This window comes from Rhodococcus sp. IEGM1428, from assembly GCF_050321865.1.
GTDB lineage: Bacteria > Actinomycetota > Actinomycetes > Mycobacteriales > Mycobacteriaceae > Rhodococcoides.
Genome location: NZ_JBNQFW010000003.1, coordinates 682,548 through 701,309, shown reverse-complemented (window position 1 = coordinate 701,309; position 18,762 = coordinate 682,548). Strand labels below are relative to the sequence as shown.

Genomic DNA, 18,762 nt, shown 5'->3' with positions numbered 1-18,762 from the left:
TGGTGTCGAGTCAGGGCGTGTGCTGCTGATCGAGGGCCGCCAGCAGTTGGTCCTCGGACATGGATTCGATCGACACGTAGATCTCTGCCGTCGCCTCGAGCAGCTCGTTACCGCCTGCCGCGACGATCATCGACTCCGCCAGCCCCGATACCGTCGGGGCAGCGAACAGCATCCTCACCGTGACGTACGTGATGTCGAAGGCCGCGCGGGTTCGGGCGACGATCGTGGTCGCGAGGACGGAGTCGCCGCCCAGCGCGAACAGGGTGTCGGTGACCCCTATCTCGTCGACACCGAGCACCGTCTGCCAGATCGAGGCGAGTGCGCGCTCGAGGTGGGTTCTGGGGGCCACTCGCGCCTGCACCCGCTCGGTATCGCCTGCAGCGCGGCACTGTTCGACGATGGCCGAGGAATCGATCTTGCCGTTCACGGTGAGCGGCAAGGCTCGCAGTGCCACTGTACGTTCCGGCACCATGTGTGCAGGCAGACGCTCGGCAGCCCTGGCGATGATGCCCGCAACGGTCTCGTCCGGGTCAGCGTCGCGATCGGTGAGCACCACTGCTGCCATCACCACTGCAGCTCCGACCCGGTCGACGACCGCTGCGGCAGAGGCGACTTCGGCGTCGTCGCCCAGGACGGACTCGATCTCGCCGAGCTCGATGCGGAATCCGTTGATCTTGATCTGATTGTCCACGCGGCCAACGAATTCGACCATGGACCCGGTCTCGACCATCGGGCCCGTGCCGTAGCGAACCAGATCACCGGTGCGGTACCAGCGGTAACCATCGGCGTCGACGAACCGCTCGTTCGTACGCTCGGGATCGCCCAGGTAGCCGTCGGCGAGACCCACGCCCGCGACCCACAGCTCACCGGGTACCCAGTCCGGCACCTGGTGCCCGCGCGCATCGACCACCCGAAGCGCCATGGACCCGAGCGCCACACCGAACGGGACTGTGCGCCAGTTCGGATCGACGTCCACGACCTCACAGATGCTGTTGTGGATCGCGGTTTCCGTAGCGCCACCGAGTCCGGCGAACCGACATCCAGGAACCGCAGCCGTCAGCCGACGGTAGAGGTCGATACCCACCTTGTCGCCGCCGAGCATGACGACCTCGAGCGAATCGCCGAGATCCTCACCGGTGGACAGGATCATGTCCAGCAGCGGCGGTACGCAGCTGATCACCGTGACTCGGTGCGCACGGATGAGAGTGGCCCAGCGCTGCGGATCCTTGCGCTCGTGTTCCTCGATGAGCACGGCCGTACCGCCGGCCGCGAACACCGAGAACAGGTCGAAGGTGCACAGGTCGAAGTCCAACTCGGACAGGCACAACGGACGGTAGCCCTCGTCCAGCTCGAATCGTCCGATCAGGTCGCTGATCGTGTTCATCGCGGCACGATGCGAGACCACGACACCCTTCGGTTCGCCTGTCGAACCGGACGTGAAGATCATGTACGCGGGAGCGGTGTCGGGTCCGAGATGCGGTGCGGGCAGAGGCTCCCCGAGGACGGCGTCGAGAATGGTCATTCCGCAGGCGCCACTCCCGGCCACAGCGAGACCGTTGTCACGCGATCCCCCGATCGTCACCGCGAAGCCGGCTTTTCCAGCGATCAGCGCAGCCCGACTCGCCGGTTGGTCGACGCCGATCGGCACGTACACCCCACCTGCGGCAAGCACACCGAGAACTGCGGTGACCTGGTCGGGCCCCTTCGGCAGCGTCACCCCTACGGTGTCCCCCACTGCAACCCCGCGATCTGTCAGTGTCGCAGCCACTCTCAGCGCACGGTCGCACAATTCGCCGTAGGTCATCGACTCGTTCTCGCCCCACTCGAGAGCGATCGCGTCCGGTCTTCTGGCCGCCCGGTCGAAGAAGGCGCGGTGCAGGGTGTCGGTCCCAGCTGCCGGCACCGCATCCGTGCGCGGGACATCGGTGGCCGGGGTCCGCAAGAGAAGTTGACGCGGCGGAGCCAGCTGGCCCACCGCCTTCCTCCAGACGGCATCCTCGTCGACGAGGCCGCGAACGAGCGACTCGAAGGCGTCGAACATCGCCTCGGGAACCCCTGGCAGGAATTCGTTCTCGCGAATGTCCCAATTGACCAGCACGCCGCCGTCGAGCTCGGTGATCTGTGCGTCCAGAACCACCTGCGGTCCCTGCGACATGATCCACACCGGGTCCCCGAACACCTCCCGCGCACGGCCGTCGAACAGCTCGCCCAATCCGAGCGCACTGGTGAAGACGACGGGCGCGAGTACCGGTTCCCCTCGGCGACGACCGAGGTCGCGAAGTACCTCCACTCCGGAGTAGTCGACGTGCGAGGCGTCCTCGTGCAAGCGTGCCCGCAGCTGCCGGGACCGCTCCGCGAACGAAAGGTCCTCGCTCAGATCGACATCCAACATGACCGAGGACGAGAAGTCGCCGATCAGTTCGCCGACGGCCGGGTGCGTCGGGGCACGGTCGAACATCGGAACGTTGAGCAGGAATCGCTGTTCACGTGACCACGCCCCGACCACCTCGGCGAAGGCCGCTGCCACCGCGACCGCCGGGGTGACGCCGTGCGCACGAGCCTGCGACTGCAACTGCGAATACGCATGCGAGTCGAGATGGAACGCCCGTCGTGTTGCCACGGGTGAGCCTGAATCACGTTCGAGCAGAGGCAGAGTGGGCGCTCCGGGTAGAGAATCGAGTCGGTCGGACCAGTACTTTTCGGCCTGCTCCCGAGCGTTGCGGCGATCGTCCGGTCGGTCGGTGAGGTAGCGCTCGTAGCTGTAGTCGATGCTGGGGAGTGCCCGACCGTCGTATGCCTGCGCCAGATCTGCGACCAGAATGCGAAAGCTGACGGCGTCGCCTGCGATCATGTCCATGTCGAGATGCAGACGAGTTCGACCGTCCGGCAGCAGCGACAGGTCTGCCGAGAACACCTCTCCCGCTTCGATATCGAGCATGTGGTGGGTCAATCGTTGTCGAGTTCGTTCCAGTTCGGCTGCTGCGTCGTCCGCGCTCCGCAGATCGTGGACCGTCAACCCTCGCCACCCCGGGGTGGACTCGATCACTTGCTGTCCGTTGTCAGTGATCCGAGCCCGCAGCATGTCGTGCCTGCGGGCCACGGCGTCGAGCGCGTTGCGCAGTCGATCGGGATCGACCCCTTCGCCGTCGAACTCGGTGTACAGATGCGGCGCGACGCCGCCGAACCGCTGCTCTGCGCTGCGGCCGATCCAGTAGGCATGCTGAAGCACGGCGAGGTCGAAGCTGCCGGTGTCGAGCCGGTTCGACTCCGACGTGCGGGCCGTGGGCACGGGTACAGGTTCGATTGCTGCACCGACCAGTTCGGACCAGGCCGAGATTGTGGGCCGCGCAGCAAGATCGGCGAATGTCACGGCCCTACCCTGTTTGCGGAATCTGCCGACCAACCGCATCAGCACGATCGATTCCAGTCCCAACTCGAACAGATTCGCCTCGAGCGACACAGCCTCGAGCTCGGTGCCGATCAGTTCTGCGACCTGCGCCCGCAGTTCTTCGGTCCCGATTCCGTGCGGATCCATCCGGTGTGTCCCTTCGATCGGCTGCACTCTGCGTCGTACTGGGCGTGACCAGGAGTTTCGCCACCTGACGTCCATAAGGAAAGGCTACCCTCGCTTAGTCGACCCTGAGGAGGCTAACATCTGTCGGCACGGAGAAGTGGACGGCACCTGCGCCACCGCACGCGGCTTCTGGCCGACAGACCAAGACGAAAGCGACACATGATCTCTCAGCGAATACGCAGCACCGGCCGGTTCGGGTCCCGCCCACGTGTCTTGACCGGGAGCATTGCCGTCCTCGTCTTTTTCACTGCGGCAGCATGCAGCAGTGACCCGGAAGACCGCGGCGCACAGATCGTCGACCTGAACGCGAACCCTGCCGCGTGCAGCGAGAACGACCGCGTCGATGCTGTCGACCGGGCGTCCGGACCGTTCACGTACACCGACGGCCGCGGACGGACCATTTCGCTCGATTCACAACCGACCAAGATCATCGCCGACGAGGAATCCGCCGCAGCGCTGATGTCGTACGGAATCAAGCCCATCGCCATCTGGTCCACCACTCCGATGAGCACCAGCCCCATTCTGAGTTGCTCCGATCTGACCGGCATCGAATCGGTCGGCGAGAGCTGGGGCACATTCGATTTCGAGAAAGCCGCCAGCCTCGAACCGGATCTTGTCATCGGTGAGTTCAACCCACGATTCGGTCAATTCGGCAAGCTGACCACCACGGCCGACTCGTCCAAGGCCGACACGATCGATCAGCTCGCTCCGACTCTCGGGGTCACCTTGGACACGACATCGACCGCGAAGACCATCGAGAACTACGCCGGACTCGCGTCCTCGCTCGGCGTCGACCTCGACACCCCGCAGCTGGCAGACATCAAGGCCGACTACGACGCTGCCGTCGACAACTTCAAAAAGGTTGCCTCCGAACGCCAGGACCTCACCGGAGTCGGAGTCTGGCCCCTCGATGTCGCGTACGTCCTCGATCCGTCTGCGGATCCGGACTTCAGCGACTACGAAAGCTGGGGCTTGAAGATGTACACCCCCGACGGCACCGACGACGGATACTGGAAGAAGGTGTCCTGGGAGAACGTGTCGAGTGGCGATGTCGATGTCGCATTCGTCTACCACGACGTTGCCAACGCAGCGGATGTGAAGCTTGCCGACATTCCGAGCCGCTACCCCGGTTTCGACACCATCGCCGCCGTCGACAAGCAACAGATGGTGCTGTGGGACTACGGCGCCAACAAGAGCTACAGCCGCTACACCAACACGATCGACGTCTACGCGGACGCACTGTCCAAGGCACAGAAGGTCACTGCCGAGTAGTCGTATCGGGCACGGGACCATCGGCGCACATCTGCCGGTGGTCCCGTTCCGTCCGGGCGTGATCACTACAGGGCAGCTGCGATCTCGGCCGCCAGTCGGTCGAGTTCGGATCGCTGCGGCGACGACGGGCGAGCACGGAGGCCGAAGCCGTCGCCGATCATGCGCGGGATGACGTGCAGGTGCACATGGAAGATTTCCTGGCCTGCCACCGTGCCGTCGGCGAGGAACAGGTTGACGCCGGCGACACGTGGATTGCTCGCGCGCACAGCGGCGGCCACTTTCTGCCCCACGACGAACAGGTGGGCGCCGACTTCCGGCGGCAACTCCGCCAGGGTCCGGAACTGCTCCCGGGGCACCACGAGTACGTGCCCGCTGGTGAGCGGCCGAATGTCCATGAACGCGACCACTGTCTCGTCCTCGTGGACGCGAGAGGACTCGGCCGTCCCGGCGATGATCTCGGCGAAAATTGTGTATGGGTTCACAGTTAACGACTCTAGGTTGCTCAGCCCCCATCGATCTCTGCCCTGGGGAACGGCGTCAGTTTGGTGTCGTCGACAAGGCTGCGATGAAAGGAATTCAGCACGGTTGTCGGGCGGATGTGACGATCGACGAATGCTTCGATTGCCGGCGACATGCCCTCGGGCCGCACTCCCCCGATCCAGCTCTGCGGTAAGGCATCGCGTTCGCGTTCACTGAATTTGTCTGCGATCAGGGTTCGGAGCAGCTGACCGGCCGTGTAGACACGGTCGTACGACAGGTGTCGGTAGAGAAACGTGGACTCGTGCGTGGACAGTTCGAAGGTCGAGCTCGAGGCGAGTCCGAAATCTGCAAAATAGAGTTGTCGCCCGTCGGTCAGGATGTTGGCGAAGTGGGCATCGAAATGCACGAAACCGTGCGCACTCGTGAATTCGGTGGTCCGCGCGAGTGCGTTCTCGGCCCACAGGTAGAGCGCATCGCCGTCGGAACCGTTGCGCTGCTGGGCAATCCAGTCACCCAAAGTGTGCGGTATGTGTTCGAGGCACACCACCACACTGTGCTTGCAGGTGCCGATGGCCTCCAACCGACTCCGTATTGCGGGCGACCCCTCCCAGTAGGTCACCGCGCGTTCCAAGCCCCCGAACTCGTCGACGAATCCTTCGGGGGCCGAGTCCGGGAGAATGCGCCAGTGGTACATCAACGGGAATCCAGGAAATTCCCCGTCGAGCACCCACTCGGTGGTCATCGTGTGAGCGGCGAGTTCGCGCCAGGCACCGAAACCAGATGACCCCACCCCGTACTGATAGAACGTCGGGAGCCCGAAAAGGTTCGCAGTCGAGAACCTGTTCTGCGGCATCATCTCGAAGTCGGTCAGCGGGATTCGTTTGACGAAGACCCGGTCGCCGTCGACGTCCATCTCCATCGAGCGACCGCCGATTCCTGTTCCGAGCGGAGTAGCCGTCGCCACCGCCCGAGCAAGTTCTCGGTCGCTCATCGACGACAGGAGTGCGCTCGCAGCCGTGTGGCGGGCACGACGCTCGGCATGTTGTGCATCCATCGGCCGGCTCCTCACTGCCTGCATCGGGCGCGCTCGACCCTACGTGGACGACATGACTGAGGCTGCAGGCGTTCGGTAACCCGACTACTGTTTGCCGATGGGTATCGGCGGGGTTCTTTTCGACATCGACGGCGTCCTGGTGACGTCGTGGCAGGCGGTGCCCGGGGCCGCGGAGACGTTGAAGTTTCTCGACAGCAGGGACATCGCCCGTGCGTTCTTGACCAATACGACATCGAAGACGCGTGAGCAGATCGCCGTTGCGTTGCGCGATGTCGGGCTGGACGTCCATTCCGACGAGATCGTCACGGCCGCGTCGCTCACCGCGGATCATCTACGCGAGAACTATCCGGACGCGCGGGTGGTGCTGATCAACAACGGTGAGATCGCCGGCGACATGCCGGGAATCGAATTCGTCGACGAGACGTCCGAGGATCCCGACGTCGTGGTTGTCGGCGGTGCCGGGCCGGAGTTCACCCACGAACGTCTCAGTCGCGTCTACGACTGGCTGTGCCGCGGCATACCCGTCGTCGCGATGCATCGGTCGTTGATGTGGAGCACGGGAGCCGGTCTGCGCATCGACACCGGCATGTATCTGGCCGGAATGGAACAAGCGTCGGGCCATACCGCGAAGGCCATCGGGAAGCCGGCTCCGCTGGGCTTCCGGACGGCATCCGACCGGATGGGCGTCGACCCGGACGATGTCGTGATGGTCGGCGACGACCTGGACAACGACGTTCTCGCCGCCCAGGTCGTCGGCATGACGGGGGTGCTGGTGCGCACCGGGAAGTTCCGTCAGGATGTGCTGGACCGCCGCATCACGGACGAGTTCGCGATGGAGCCCGACCACGTGATCGACTCCGTCGCCGACCTCCCCGACGTCCTGTCCTGACTAGAGAATCGGCGACGGGCTGTAGGACGCTCCGGCAGGGGATTTCGCGATCAGCCGCTCCACGGCCGAGACGACAGCACTGACCTGGGCGTCGGCTGCACCGATGAAGGCTGTCTTGTCTGCCAGTGCAGCATCGAGGGCAGCGCGGTCCAATGGGAGTCGATCGTCAGCGGCGAGGCGGTCGAGCAGGTCGGGTTCCTGCCCCTGCTCGCGCATTGCCAGTGCGACGGCGACGGCGTGTTCCTTGATCGCCTCGTGCGCGGTCTCGCGGCCGACGCCCGCGCGCACGGCGGCCATGAGCACCTTCGTCGTCGCGAGGAACGGCAGGTATCGGTCGAGTTCCTTGGCGATGACGGCCGGGTAGGCACCGAATTCGTCGAGCACCGTCAGGAAGGTCTCGATGAGACCGTCGATGGCGAAGAAAGCGTCGGGCAGGGCGACGCGGCGCACGACCGAACAGAAGACGTCACCCTCGTTCCACTGCGCGCCGGCGAGCTCGGCGGCCATCGATCCGTAGCCGCGCAGTACCACCTGCAGGCCGTTGACGCGCTCGCACGAGCGCGTGTTCATCTTGTGCGGCATCGCCGACGAGCCGACCTGCCCCGGCTGGAACCCCTCGGTCACGAGTTCGTGGCCTGCCATCAGTCGGACGGTATGCGCGAACGACGACGGCCCGGCACCGATCTGGACCAACGCGGAGACGACCTCGTGATCGAGCGAGCGGGGATAGACCTGGCCGACGCTGGTGAGCGTGTGCCGGAAACCGAGGTGATCGGCCACGATGCGCTCGAGTGCGACGAGCTTGGCGGAATCGCCGCCGAAGAGATCGAGCATGTCCTGCGAGGTGCCCATCGGGCCCTTGATCCCGCGCAGTGGGTAGCGAGCGATCAGTTCCTGAACCCGGGCCAGTGCCAGCAACAGCTCGTCGGCTGCGGAGGCGAAACGCTTGCCCAAAGTCGTGGCCTGAGCCGCAACATTGTGACTGCGACCGGCCATGACGAGCGAGGAGTACTCGGCAGCGCGTTCGGCCAGCCGCTTGGCAACCGCGACGCCGTGCGCGTGCACGTGTTCGAGCGAACGGAGGATCTGCAGCTGCTCGACGTTCTCGGTGAGGTCGCGACTGGTGAGTCCCTTGTGGATGTGCTCATGGCCGGCGAGGGCGTTGAACTCCTCGATTCGAGCCTTGACGTCGTGCCGGGTGACCCGCTCGCGCTCGGCGATCGACGCGAGATCCACCTGGTCCACGACGGCTTCGTAGTCGGCGATCGCAGCGTTGGGTACGTCGACTCCGAGGGAGGATTGCGCGCGCAGCACGGCGATCCACAACTGGCGTTCCAGGGCGATCTTGTGCTCCGGCGACCACAGCTCCACCAGTTCGGGACTCGCGTAACGGGTGGCCAGGACATTCGGGATGCTCACGAGCGTCCAGCTTACGTGGCGCAGTTGTCGGTCTCGGATGAGGTCGGACTCGGATTCGGCCGTCGGACCGAGCATCGAGACCATCGCCGCGGAGTGGAATAACCGCAGCGTGTTCCGAGGTTGGAGCCGACGTGAGCCGAACAGTGAAGGTCGACATCTGGTCCGACATCGCATGCCCGTGGTGCTTCGTCGGCAAGCGCCGCTTCGAGGCAGGCGCTGCGGCGTTCACCGCCGGGGGCGGAACGCTCGAGGTGGAGTTCCACTCGTTCGAGCTGGCACCCGACACACCGGTCGACTTCGACGGCAGCGAGGTCGACTTTCTCGTCTCGCACAAAGGCATGCCGGCCGCCCAGGTCACGCAGATGTTGGGGCAGATGACCGAGCTGGCCGCAGGCGAGGGGCTCGCGTACGACTTCGACGCCCTGCAGCACACCAACACCGTCAAGGCGCACGAGCTTCTGCACTTCGCCAAGTCGAAGGGCAAGCAGGTCGAGATGAAGGAACGGCTTCTGGCGGCCTACTTCGAGGAGGGCCGCCACGTCGGCCGAACCGATGACCTCGCCGACCTGGCCACGGAGGTCGGCCTCGACCGCGACGAGGTGGTCGAGGCGCTGAAATCCGAGGAGTTCCTGCCAGCAGTGCGCGCGGACAAGGAGCAGGCCATCGCGTACGGAATCAGCGGTGTGCCGTTCTTCGTGATCGACGGACGGCTCGGTGTCTCGGGCGCGCAGGAACCGTCGGTGTTCGCCGAGGTCCTGCAGAAGGCCGCTGCCGGCTCATGAGCAGTCCTTTGGAGATCATCGGCGACGACCACGGCCCCGTCTGCGAGGGCGGCGTGTGCGAGGTACTGCCAATCCACGACGCAGACCCTGACGAGACCGACTAGCAGTCAATCGGCCGGCACCTGTTCCGCCGGTGCCACGATGTCGATGACGGCCAACAGCATGCTTCGCGCCATTTCACGAGGATCGGGGTCCACTTCACTGAGCGCGCCCACCACTGCTCCGTCGACCACCGCCACGAGTCGTCGTAGCTGCTCTTCCTGCACGGTTCGGCCCGATCTACGCAGCACGTCGGTGAGCAGGTCGTCGATCTGGGCGCGCAGCCGCAGTTGCACTTCCCGCAGTTCGGGATGCCGGGCCGACGCGATGAAGCGCTCGTATCGTGCGATCAGTTGCTCGTGGCCGTCCTGTGGCCCGATGAGCAGGTCGACGATGAGGTCGACCGTCGATTCCATTTCGTTCGAGCACTTGCCCTCGTCCTCGATGCGACCGCGCATGACGTCGATCTCGCGGGTTCCGACGACGTCGACTGCCGCAGCAACAAGGTCTCCGAGGGACTCGAAATAGTAGGTGGTCGACGCCAGCGGAAGCCCGGCTCGCGCGGCCACGGATCGGTGCCGAACCAGGTCGAAGCCACCCTCGACGAGGAGGTCCGCAGCGGCCGACGCCAATGCCTGGCGGCGGCGCACCCCCTTCGGAGTCGCACCCGACACCTTGTGTTGCGACTCGGTCGGACCTGCGGACATTCAAGTCATCGTGCCAGCTCGAGGCCGTTCGTCGGACTGCTTTCGAGCTATGGAATTGTCGTTACTCGTGGCACACAGAACGATCGACCTCCGCTCCGACACCATCACCCGGCCCGATTCGGTCATGCGAAAAGCCATGGCAGACGCCGAAGTGGGCGACGACGTCCTCGATCACGACCCCACGATGGCGGCACTGGAAGAGGCCGTCGCAGGCATGCTCGGATTCGAGTCGGCACTGTGGGTCCCGTCCGGGTCGATGGGCAACATCATTGCGCTGATGCTGCATCTGCAGCGCGGCGATCGGTTCCTGGCCCCCGAACACGCGCACGTGCTGGGATCCGAGCTCGGCACCGCAGCGTGGTTGGCAGGCGGGATGCCGAACGCCCTCCCCCACGACGCAGGCCCCGGCCGTCCCCTCGCGTCGACCGTTCGCGCCGAGGCCGGTGGCGCAGGGCCGTACTTCGCGCTGCGGACCACGCTGCTCTCGCTCGAGAACACTCACAACTTCGCCGGCGGTGCCGTGTTCGGACCGGACGAGTGGTCCGAACTCGTCGGTGCCGCACGTGATTCGGGTCTGAAAATTCACCTGGACGGTGCGCGACTGTGGAATGCCGCTGTGGCCCTCGATGTTCCGATAGCGTCGTTGGCTGCAGGCGCCGACACGGTGCAGGTGTGCCTGAGCAAGGGCCTCGGAGCGCCCGTCGGCTCGATGTTGGTCTCCGACGCGGCGCGAATCCACGAGGCCCGACGCGTCCGAAAGATGTTGGGCGGCGGGGTTCGTCAGGGTGGCGTTCTGGCTGCGGCAGGGCTCGTTGCGCTGGATCGAATCGGTGATCTGGCCGAGGATCACGCCAACGCGGCGACCCTCGCCCGCGGACTGCGGGAGCGCGGCTGGGATGTGCCGGAACCGGAAACCAATATCGTGCTGGCCACCGTCGAAGATCCGGCGCAGAAGGTGACCGAGCTCGCCGGCCTGGGTATCGCCGCTGTGACCGTCGCAGGCAAGGTGCGCTTCGTGACGCATCGCGACGTCGACTCCGCAGACATCGACGAGGTGCTGGAGCGGCTGCGCCGCATGTGAGCGCAGCGCTTTCCTGTCGTTCCGCAGGCTCCACTCCTGCCTCGTAGCCTGCTACGAGGAAACGCTCACATGCGACGTAGTCGCTCCAACGCTTCTTGGACGTCCGCGGTGGTGCCTGCGAACGAGAATCGCACGGTGTGATTGCCGCGGACGGTATCGAAATCCACGCCCGGTGCCAGCGCAACCCCGGTCTCGGAAAGGACTCGCGCACACCAGCTCCGCGAGTCGTCGGTGAGGTGTGCGATATCGGCGTACACGTAGAAGGCACCGTCGGCCGGTGCGAGATCGGTGATGCCCAGGGCCGGCACACCGTCGAGCAGAATTCGGCGATTGACGGCGTAGCGCTCGACGTGCGAATCCAGCTCGATACGAGATTCCTCGGTGAACGCCGCAATGGCCGCAACCTGCGAGATCGCCGGCGGGCAGACCGTCATGTTCGACGCCAATCGTTCGACGGCCCTGCGCAATCGGGCCGGAAGCAGCATCCAGCCCAACCGCCAACCCGTCATCGAGAAGTACTTCGATACCGATCCGATCGCGACGGACTCCTTCGATGTCTCCCACGCGCTGGACGTGTGCGCATTGCCGTAGGAGATGCCGTGGTAGATCTCGTCCGAGATCAGCAGCGTTCCGTGCTCGTCGCACCAGCGCGCAATCGCGGCCAGCTCATCCGCGTCGATGATCGTGCCGGTGGGATTGGCTGGGCTCGCGATGATCAGCCCGGCAGGCGGCTCGGGCAGTTCCTCGAGCATCGCGACGGTCGGTTGGAACCGCGTCTCTTCGACGCAGTCCAGTTCGACAACCCGGCAGCCCAACGCCGCCAACGTGTTTCGATAGGCCGGATAACCGGGCCTGGCCATGACGACGGCATCCCCCGCATCGAACGCAGCGAGGAACAGCAACGTGAATGCGCCCGACGACCCGGTGGTGATCACCACGTCGTCGGCGTCGACCGTGATGTCGTACCGCGCACTGTGGTACTCGGCGATTGCCCGGCGCAGCGGCAGAATCCCGAGCGTCTCGGTGTACCCGAGCAGATGCGCGTCCAGGGCCTCCCGGGTGGCGCGCAACACGGGCCCGGGTGCCCGGGTGGACGGCTGACCTGCAGCGAGCGAGAGAACATCACCGTGAGTACGTGCCCGCTCGGCTGCTGCTGCGAACACATCCATCACATGAAACGGCTCAACCTTCGATCGCTGCGATTCACTGTGCATTCGATCGACACTACTGATCCCGGGACGCTCGGCGCAGGTGCGGTGAGTGTCCACTATTTCGTCCCTGGCACGGGATCGCGAGTGCGACGGCGAATTGTGGACACTCAGGTCAGTGCCTTCCGGCGACGCCGCACTGTGTCGACGATCTGCCGCACCACATAGTCCAAGTCGGTCAGCACCATCGCCGCCGAATAGCGCAACACCAGCCATCCGTCGAGTTGCAGTGCATTCTGGCGCACGCGGTCGTTGGTGAACATACCTGGCGCACTGTGGAATTCACGTCCATCGATTTCGACGATCACCCGTGCGCGGCGGTCCATCAGATCCGCGTAGTAGGGCCCTACCTCCGCGTTGATCTCGAGAAAAAAGCCCGCCGCCGTGAGCGCCCGGGCCACCATGCGTTCCGGTTCGGACAGTGTGCGCGGACAACACAGTCGCAGCTGCCTTCTCACTTCGGTGATGCCGGCCATCCCGGCCGACTTCTCGCATTGCCTCGCCACCCCGCGCCAGCTCACCGCGCGGCTCAGTGCGGAGTCGAAGAACTGTTCCAGCTCCGGCCGGGGCAGCAACACAGCGACGTCGACGATGGACTGCTCGATGGTCACCACCGGCAGACCGTCCGCGAAGCTCGACTCGGCGAGACTGCGCCGGTACGCCCGCAGCCACTTCGGACCGCGTGTTCTCGACGCGCGAGGCATTGTGATGTCCACGTGATCGGGTTCGTGCTCCAACAGGTTCCACCACCACGCCGCAGTGAGATGGCTGAGCACTGCGTGCGGTTGCCAGAGCGTGGCGGCGACGCAACGGTCACGGTACGTCGATTCGCCGGTGCAGTAGATGCTCGGAAGCAGCCGGGTCAGTGTGCCGACTCTCGTCCGATATGCGATTGCGCCCTCGCTGACGCCGGTGTCCAGCAGCTGCTGCCTCGTGTAAACCCCCATGGACTACAGCCTGGCGTCGGAAATCCACGTGTGGGTGAGCGATTCGAGAAATGTGGATAACGCTGCTAACTGTGGACAACTGACGTGAGTGTCCACTATTTCGGCCGGCACACGGGAAAGCGTGTGGTAGGCGAAATTGTGGACACTCAGCGCACCTACAGCGTGATGCGACCCTCCACTGCAGCCAGTCCGATGTCGGTGCGGAAGTGACTGCCCGGCAAGCGGATTCCCGCGATTCGGGAGTATGCGTCGTCTCGGGCGGCGGTGAGGTCGAATCCGGTGCCGACCACGCTCAACACGCGTCCGCCCGCAGAGACCACAACTCCGTCCTTGATCGCAGTGCCTGCGTGCAGGACGCCAGCGCCGTCGGAGCCGAGGATCTCGTCACCGATCCGGGGGCGACCGGGATAGTTCTCGGCGGCGATGACGACGGTGACGGCTGCTCCGTCCTTCCAGCGCAGCGGCGGCAGCGACGCGAGAGTGCCGGTTGCCGTCGCGTTCAGCACCTCACCGAGAGGTGAATCGAGCAGCGCCAGCACCGCCTGGGTCTCGGGATCACCGAAGCGGCAGTTGAATTCGACGACGGCCGGGCCGTCGGCTCCCATCGCCAGGCCGGCGTACAGCAGGCCGGAGAACGGCACGCCGCGCTTCACCATCTCGGCGGCAACGGGTTTCACCACATCGCGCACGATCTGCTCCACCGCGCCCTCGGGCAACCACGGCAACGGGGTGTACGCACCCATGCCGCCGGTGTTGGGCCCGGTGTCTCCGTCGCCGACGCGCTTGTGGTCCTGCGCGGGCAGCAGCGGCACCACGCTCTCGCCGTCGACGAGGCAGAAGAGGGAGACCTCGGGTCCGTCGAGGAACGATTCCAGCAGCACCGGGTGACCGTTCTCGAGGAGCTCGGCAGCGTGATCGCGGGCGATGAGGCGATCGGTGGTGACGACGACGCCTTTGCCCGCGGCCAGACCGTCGTCCTTGACCACCCAGTGCGGACCGAATCGGTCGAGAGCAGCGTCCAGCAAAGCAGGTGAGTCGACTATTTCGCTGTGCGCGGTGCGGACACCGGCTGCTGCCATCACGTCCTTGGCGAACGCCTTGGACCCCTCGATACGCGCGGCGTCGGCGGAGGGGCCGAACGCGGCGATGCCTGCCTCGCGGAGCGCGTCCGCGACCCCGAGAACCAAGGGCACCTCGGGTCCGATGACCACGAGATCGGCGTCGAGTTTCTTCGCCAGCGCGGTCACCGCCTCGCCGGAGGCCACATCGACCGCGTGCTGCTCGGCGAGCTTCGCGGTGCCTGCGTTGCCGGGAGCCACGAAGAGCTTCTCGACCGACGGATCGGCCTTCAACGCAAGTAGGAGGGCGTGCTCACGAGCACCGGAACCTATGACTAGTACGCGCACAGTGCATCAGACTATCTGCTCGACGCGAAAGCGCCCCGCACCTGTCAGGGTGCGGGGCTCTTTCGTGATGGTTCGGTGTTACTGCGTCAGGTCGTAGAACGTCACGTTGTCGACCGTGGTCGCGGTGAAGTTCTCGGTGACCCACGCCGAGATCTCGGCCGAGGTACCCGAGGCCATTCCCGGCATACCGCCGCCTCCGATGAAGTAGTGGATCTGTCCATCGGCGACGTACTGCTGGAACTGGGCGAGAGTCGGCGAGGGGTCGGTGCCGTTGAATCCGCCGACGGGCATGACCGGATCCTCGGTGGCCAGTTGATAGCCGGCCGCGGTGTTGGCTCCGATGGCCGCTGCCACCCAGGTGTACGAGTCGGCGTCCTGCTCGAGCATCTCGGTGATCGCCGCGGTCGGTGCACTGCCTTCGAGCAGACCACCCATACCGCCGCCCATGCCGCGGGCCGTGCCACCCATCTCCGAACCACCGTCGGCACCGGGCAACTGCCCGGCCTGACCCGGGAATCCCGCCGGCAACTGCATCCCGACCGGCAACTGCATCCCACCGGGCAGACCACCCTGCCCTCGGCGACCCTCACCCATTCCGCCGAATCCGCGCATACCGGTGTTCGGACCGGCCGAGACGATGGCTCCGGTATGCGGAGTGTTGACGGTATCGACCGCGTAGGCCGTCGGACCGGCAAGTCCGGCGAACATCACCGCCAGGATCGACGCCGCCGCCAGCCTGCCTCGGGTCAGCGCGGGAACGAGCAGCGCCACGGCCGCAAGAATTCCGACGACGAGAATCGCCCACTTCAGCCACGGCACGAAACTCTCACTGCGACTGAGCAACACCCATGCCATCGCCACGGTCGACGCCACCGCGACGGCCATCGCGACGCGTACCCAGTACGTATCGCGTCGCCGCCACAGCAGGACGCTGCCGATGCCGATCAGCGCGGCAACGGCGGGTGCGAGCGCAACGGTGTAGTACGCGTGGAGGATTCCGGCCATGAAGCTGAACGTCAGCCCGGTGACGAGCAGCCAGGAACCCCAGACGATCAGCGACGCACGTTGCCCGTCGGTTCGAGGTGTTGTGCCGCGCAACACGAGTCCCACAACCAGCAGAATCAGCGCAGCCGGGATGAGCCAGGCGATCTGGCCACCCTGGGAGGCGTCGAACATGCGGAAGATGCCGGTTTCTCCCCAGATTCCGCCGGGCATGCCCCCGGCCATGTCGCCGCCCATACCGCCGCGGCCGGGGGTGACACTTCCGGTCTCGTCACCACTGAGGCGACCGAATCCGTTGTAGCCGAGCGTGAGTTCGAGGATCGAATTGTTCTGCGAACCGCCGACCCACGGCCGGGACGACGCCGGCCAGAATTCCACGATCAGAATCCACCATCCGGCCGAGACGATCATCGCGCCCAGTGCACCGAACAGTTGCAGCAATCGGGTGAGGAACTTCGGCGGCCCGGCGATCAGGTAGGTCAACGCCAGCGGCGGCACGACAAGCATCACCTGGAGCTGCTTGGTGAGAAAGCCGAATCCGACGAACATGCCGGTGATCAACAGCCACTTGGTCTTTCCGGTCTCGACGCCTCGCAGCAGCGCCCAGACCGATGCGATCATCAGCAGCACGAGCAGTGCGTCGGGATTGTTGAAACGGAACATCAGTGCGGCAACCGGGGTCACGGCCAGCACCAAGCCGGCGAGCAGACCGGCCGCTCCGCCGAAGCGTCTCTTGACGGTGGCGCGGAGCAGTGCCACCGAGGCGACCCCGAGGAGAGCCTGCGGCACCAGCATCGCCCACGTGTTGAGCCCGAAGATGCGCACCGACAACGACATCAACCACAGCGACATCGGCGGCTTGTCGACGGTGATCGAGTTCGCGGCGTCGGAGGACCCGAAGAAGAAGGCCTTCCACGACACCGAACCCGCCTGAATCGCGGCCGAATAGAAGGAGTTGGCCCAACCCGAGGCACCGAGTCCCCAAATATAGGCGACGCCGGTGCCGAAGAGCAGTGCCACCAGCCCGATCAGTTCCCATCGCGGGGTGGCCGCGGGGGCGGACGATTCGGCCGCGGACGGCCGCTCGATCGTCGTCGTCACAGGCTCTTCTCCGAACGCACGGACTCCGAGCCTGCGTCCAACGAGCTACGGAAGACCCACCGCAGTGCGACGAATCGGCACACCGTGGCAACGAGATTGGCGACGATCAGGACGGCGAGTTCGACGTGCCGTGACACATCGGGAACCCAGGCGTGCAGCACCGCAAGCGATCCGCTGGTGACGAGGAGGGCGAAGCCGAAGATCGCCAGTCCTTGCAGTTGATGCTTGCCCGCACCGTCCGATCCGCGGACCCCGAAGGTGAACGCACGGTTGGCCGCAGTGTTGAGCACCGCGGTGATCAGCAGCCCGAAGAAGTTCGCTGCCTGTGCGCCGATCAACGAGTGCAGCATGAGGTACAGCAGTGCATAGGCGACGGTACTGGCAACGCCGATGATGCCGAATCTCACCATCTGGCTGATCATTCCGTGCGGTACACCGGGCACGAGCGGCTCCCGTCCCAGGCTTCTACGTAGTTCGGCGACAGGCAGTACTCCGGTGGCAAGGGCGCGGCCGACGCGCCAGCACCCCTGCAGGTCCTTGACGGCGGTGTCGACGATGTTGACGCTGCTGTTGGGGTCGTCGACCCAGTCGACCGGCACCTCGTGAATACGCAGGCCCACTTTTTCTGCGATGACCAGCAATTCGGTGTCGAAGAACCAGCCGGTGTCTTCGACCAGCGGGAGCAACTTTCGCGCGACATCGGTACGCATGGCCTTGAAGCCGCACTGCGCGTCCGAGAAGCGCGCGCGCAGCGAGGTGCGCAGAATGAGATTGTAACTGCGCGAGATGAATTCACGCTTGGCTCCGCGGACCACCCGAGACGATCGGTTCAGCCGTGACCCGATGGCGAGGTCCGAGTGACCGGACATCAGTGGTGCGATGAGCGGCATCAGGGCGTTGAGGTCGGTCGAGAGATCGACGTCCATGTAGGCCACGACATCGGCGTCCGAAGCCAGCCACACGGCTTTGAGTGCCCGGCCGCGTCCCTTCTCGTCCAGATGATGAACCTGGACACCGTCGATCTCGTCGGCGAGTCGATGCGCGACGGTGAGCGTTCCGTCGGTGCTGGCATTGTCGGCGATCGTGATCGAGGACCGGAACGGGATTCGGTCCTCGAGGTGCTCGTGCAGACGACGAATGCACTGTTCGAGATCGGCTTCTTCGTTGTAGACCGGAATGACCACCTCGAGAGTGGCAGTGGCGTTCGAGCCGGGCCGCTGGCCTGCTGCTCGTGCGAGGGAATTCGTTGTCATGTGGACCAGAATCGAGCCCGGACCTTGCATCGCCCTGCGATGGACCTGGCAATTGGCTGGGAGATGCAGGAGCGGAGCTCTACCCACCCGAACCCGGTAGTGCATCCTGTTCCCATGGCTTCCATTTTCAGCAAGATCATCGCCGGCGAGATTCCTGGACGTTTCGTCTGGCAGGACGACGACGTGGTTGCGTTTCTGACGATCGCGCCGCTCACGCAGGGCCACACATTGGTGGTTCCGCGTGCGGAGATCGACCAGTGGCAGGACGTCGACGGTGCCACGTTCGGCAAGATCACGGCCGTCGCGCAGATCATCGGCCAGGCCGTCAAGACGGCGTTCGACGCACCTCGCGCGGGTCTGCTGATCGCCGGACTGGAGGTACCGCACCTGCATCTGCACGTGTTTCCGGCCTACGAGATGGGCAACTTCGACATCTCGAGTGCCGATCCCAATCCCTCCGCGGAGTCCCAGGACGAGGCCGCAGCCAAGCTCCGAGCAGCGTTACGCCACCTCGGGCATGAAGCTCACGTCCCGAACTGACGCGTAGC

General features: G+C 65.2%; 15 protein-coding genes. 5 read left to right on the top strand and 10 right to left on the bottom strand.

Features of this window, described 5'->3' with window-relative positions:
* Positions 1–10 precede the first annotated feature (10 nt).
* The gene (locus tag ACQR3T_RS18155) at positions 11–3,535 is read right to left on the bottom strand and encodes an amino acid adenylation domain-containing protein (protein WP_428694379.1); all 3,525 of its coding nucleotides are present in this window, start codon (positions 3,533–3,535) and stop codon (positions 11–13) included.
* Between the two features lie 198 nt (positions 3,536–3,733).
* Between ACQR3T_RS18155 and ACQR3T_RS18150 the strand changes: the two genes are divergently transcribed.
* Positions 3,734–4,846, top strand: coding sequence for an ABC transporter substrate-binding protein (locus tag ACQR3T_RS18150; RefSeq protein WP_428694378.1), 1,113 nt, complete (start codon positions 3,734–3,736; stop codon positions 4,844–4,846).
* Positions 4,847–4,911: 65 nt separating this feature from the next.
* Here the strand turns inward: ACQR3T_RS18150 and ACQR3T_RS18145 are convergent, their stop codons facing one another.
* Both ACQR3T_RS18145 and ACQR3T_RS18140 read right to left on the bottom strand, forming a co-directional pair.
* Entirely contained in the window at positions 4,912–5,328 is a 417-nt protein-coding gene (locus tag ACQR3T_RS18145) for an HIT family protein (protein WP_032376344.1), read from the bottom strand.
* Positions 5,329–5,348: 20 nt separating this feature from the next.
* Complete coding sequence (locus ACQR3T_RS18140) at positions 5,349–6,380, bottom strand: protein kinase family protein (RefSeq protein WP_428694377.1); 1,032 nt, start codon at positions 6,378–6,380, stop codon at positions 5,349–5,351.
* 97 nt (positions 6,381–6,477) lie between these two features.
* On the opposite strand from ACQR3T_RS18140, the gene ACQR3T_RS18135 reads away from it, so the two are divergent.
* Positions 6,478–7,269: an HAD-IIA family hydrolase gene (locus ACQR3T_RS18135; RefSeq protein WP_428694376.1), complete on the top strand. Its 792-nt coding sequence runs from the start codon at positions 6,478–6,480 to the stop codon at positions 7,267–7,269.
* On the opposite strand, the gene purB is transcribed toward ACQR3T_RS18135, so the two are convergent.
* Positions 7,270–8,688 carry an adenylosuccinate lyase gene (gene purB, locus ACQR3T_RS18130; RefSeq protein ID WP_428694375.1) on the bottom strand — a complete coding sequence of 473 codons (1,419 nt, stop codon included), beginning with the start codon at positions 8,686–8,688 and terminating at the stop codon, positions 7,270–7,272.
* Positions 8,689–8,819: 131 nt separating this feature from the next.
* Here purB and ACQR3T_RS18125 point away from each other — a divergent pair, with 131 nt between their 5' ends.
* The gene (locus ACQR3T_RS18125) at positions 8,820–9,470 is read left to right on the top strand and encodes a DsbA family oxidoreductase (RefSeq protein ID WP_037173282.1); all 651 of its coding nucleotides are present in this window, start codon (positions 8,820–8,822) and stop codon (positions 9,468–9,470) included.
* Positions 9,471–9,577: 107 nt separating this feature from the next.
* Here the strand turns inward: ACQR3T_RS18125 and ACQR3T_RS18120 are convergent, their stop codons facing one another.
* A complete protein-coding gene (locus ACQR3T_RS18120; RefSeq protein WP_428694374.1) occupies positions 9,578–10,216 on the bottom strand; it encodes a TetR/AcrR family transcriptional regulator in 639 nt (212 codons plus the stop codon).
* 67 nt (positions 10,217–10,283) lie between these two features.
* Here ACQR3T_RS18120 and ACQR3T_RS18115 point away from each other — a divergent pair, with 67 nt between their 5' ends.
* A complete protein-coding gene (locus tag ACQR3T_RS18115) occupies positions 10,284–11,297 on the top strand; it encodes a threonine aldolase family protein (RefSeq protein WP_428694373.1) in 1,014 nt (337 codons plus the stop codon).
* 65 nt (positions 11,298–11,362) lie between these two features.
* Here ACQR3T_RS18115 and ACQR3T_RS18110 read toward each other — a convergent pair whose 3' ends face one another.
* The 5 genes from ACQR3T_RS18110 to ACQR3T_RS18090 form a co-directional block, all read right to left on the bottom strand.
* Positions 11,363–12,511, bottom strand: coding sequence for a pyridoxal phosphate-dependent aminotransferase (locus ACQR3T_RS18110; RefSeq protein WP_428694372.1), 1,149 nt, complete (start codon positions 12,509–12,511; stop codon positions 11,363–11,365).
* 104 nt (positions 12,512–12,615) lie between these two features.
* Positions 12,616–13,452: a DUF559 domain-containing protein gene (locus tag ACQR3T_RS18105; protein ID WP_428694371.1), complete on the bottom strand. Its 837-nt coding sequence runs from the start codon at positions 13,450–13,452 to the stop codon at positions 12,616–12,618.
* A 155-nt stretch (positions 13,453–13,607) separates the two neighbouring features.
* A complete protein-coding gene (gene purD / locus ACQR3T_RS18100) occupies positions 13,608–14,858 on the bottom strand; it encodes a phosphoribosylamine--glycine ligase (RefSeq protein ID WP_032376337.1) in 1,251 nt (416 codons plus the stop codon).
* 78 nt (positions 14,859–14,936) lie between these two features.
* Positions 14,937–16,961 carry a glycosyltransferase family 39 protein gene (locus tag ACQR3T_RS18095; protein ID WP_428694370.1) on the bottom strand — a complete coding sequence of 675 codons (2,025 nt, stop codon included), beginning with the start codon at positions 16,959–16,961 and terminating at the stop codon, positions 14,937–14,939.
* Positions 16,958–18,214 (bottom strand): glycosyltransferase, encoded by a 1,257-nt coding sequence (locus ACQR3T_RS18090; RefSeq protein WP_428694369.1) that lies wholly within the window; start codon positions 18,212–18,214, stop codon positions 16,958–16,960. Before ACQR3T_RS18090 ends, ACQR3T_RS18095 begins: the two co-directional genes overlap by 4 nt.
* Before the next feature lie 114 nt (positions 18,215–18,328).
* On the opposite strand from ACQR3T_RS18090, the gene ACQR3T_RS18085 reads away from it, so the two are divergent.
* Positions 18,329–18,754 carry an HIT family protein gene (locus ACQR3T_RS18085; RefSeq protein ID WP_428694368.1) on the top strand — a complete coding sequence of 142 codons (426 nt, stop codon included), beginning with the start codon at positions 18,329–18,331 and terminating at the stop codon, positions 18,752–18,754.
* Positions 18,755–18,762: the final 8 nt, after the last annotated feature.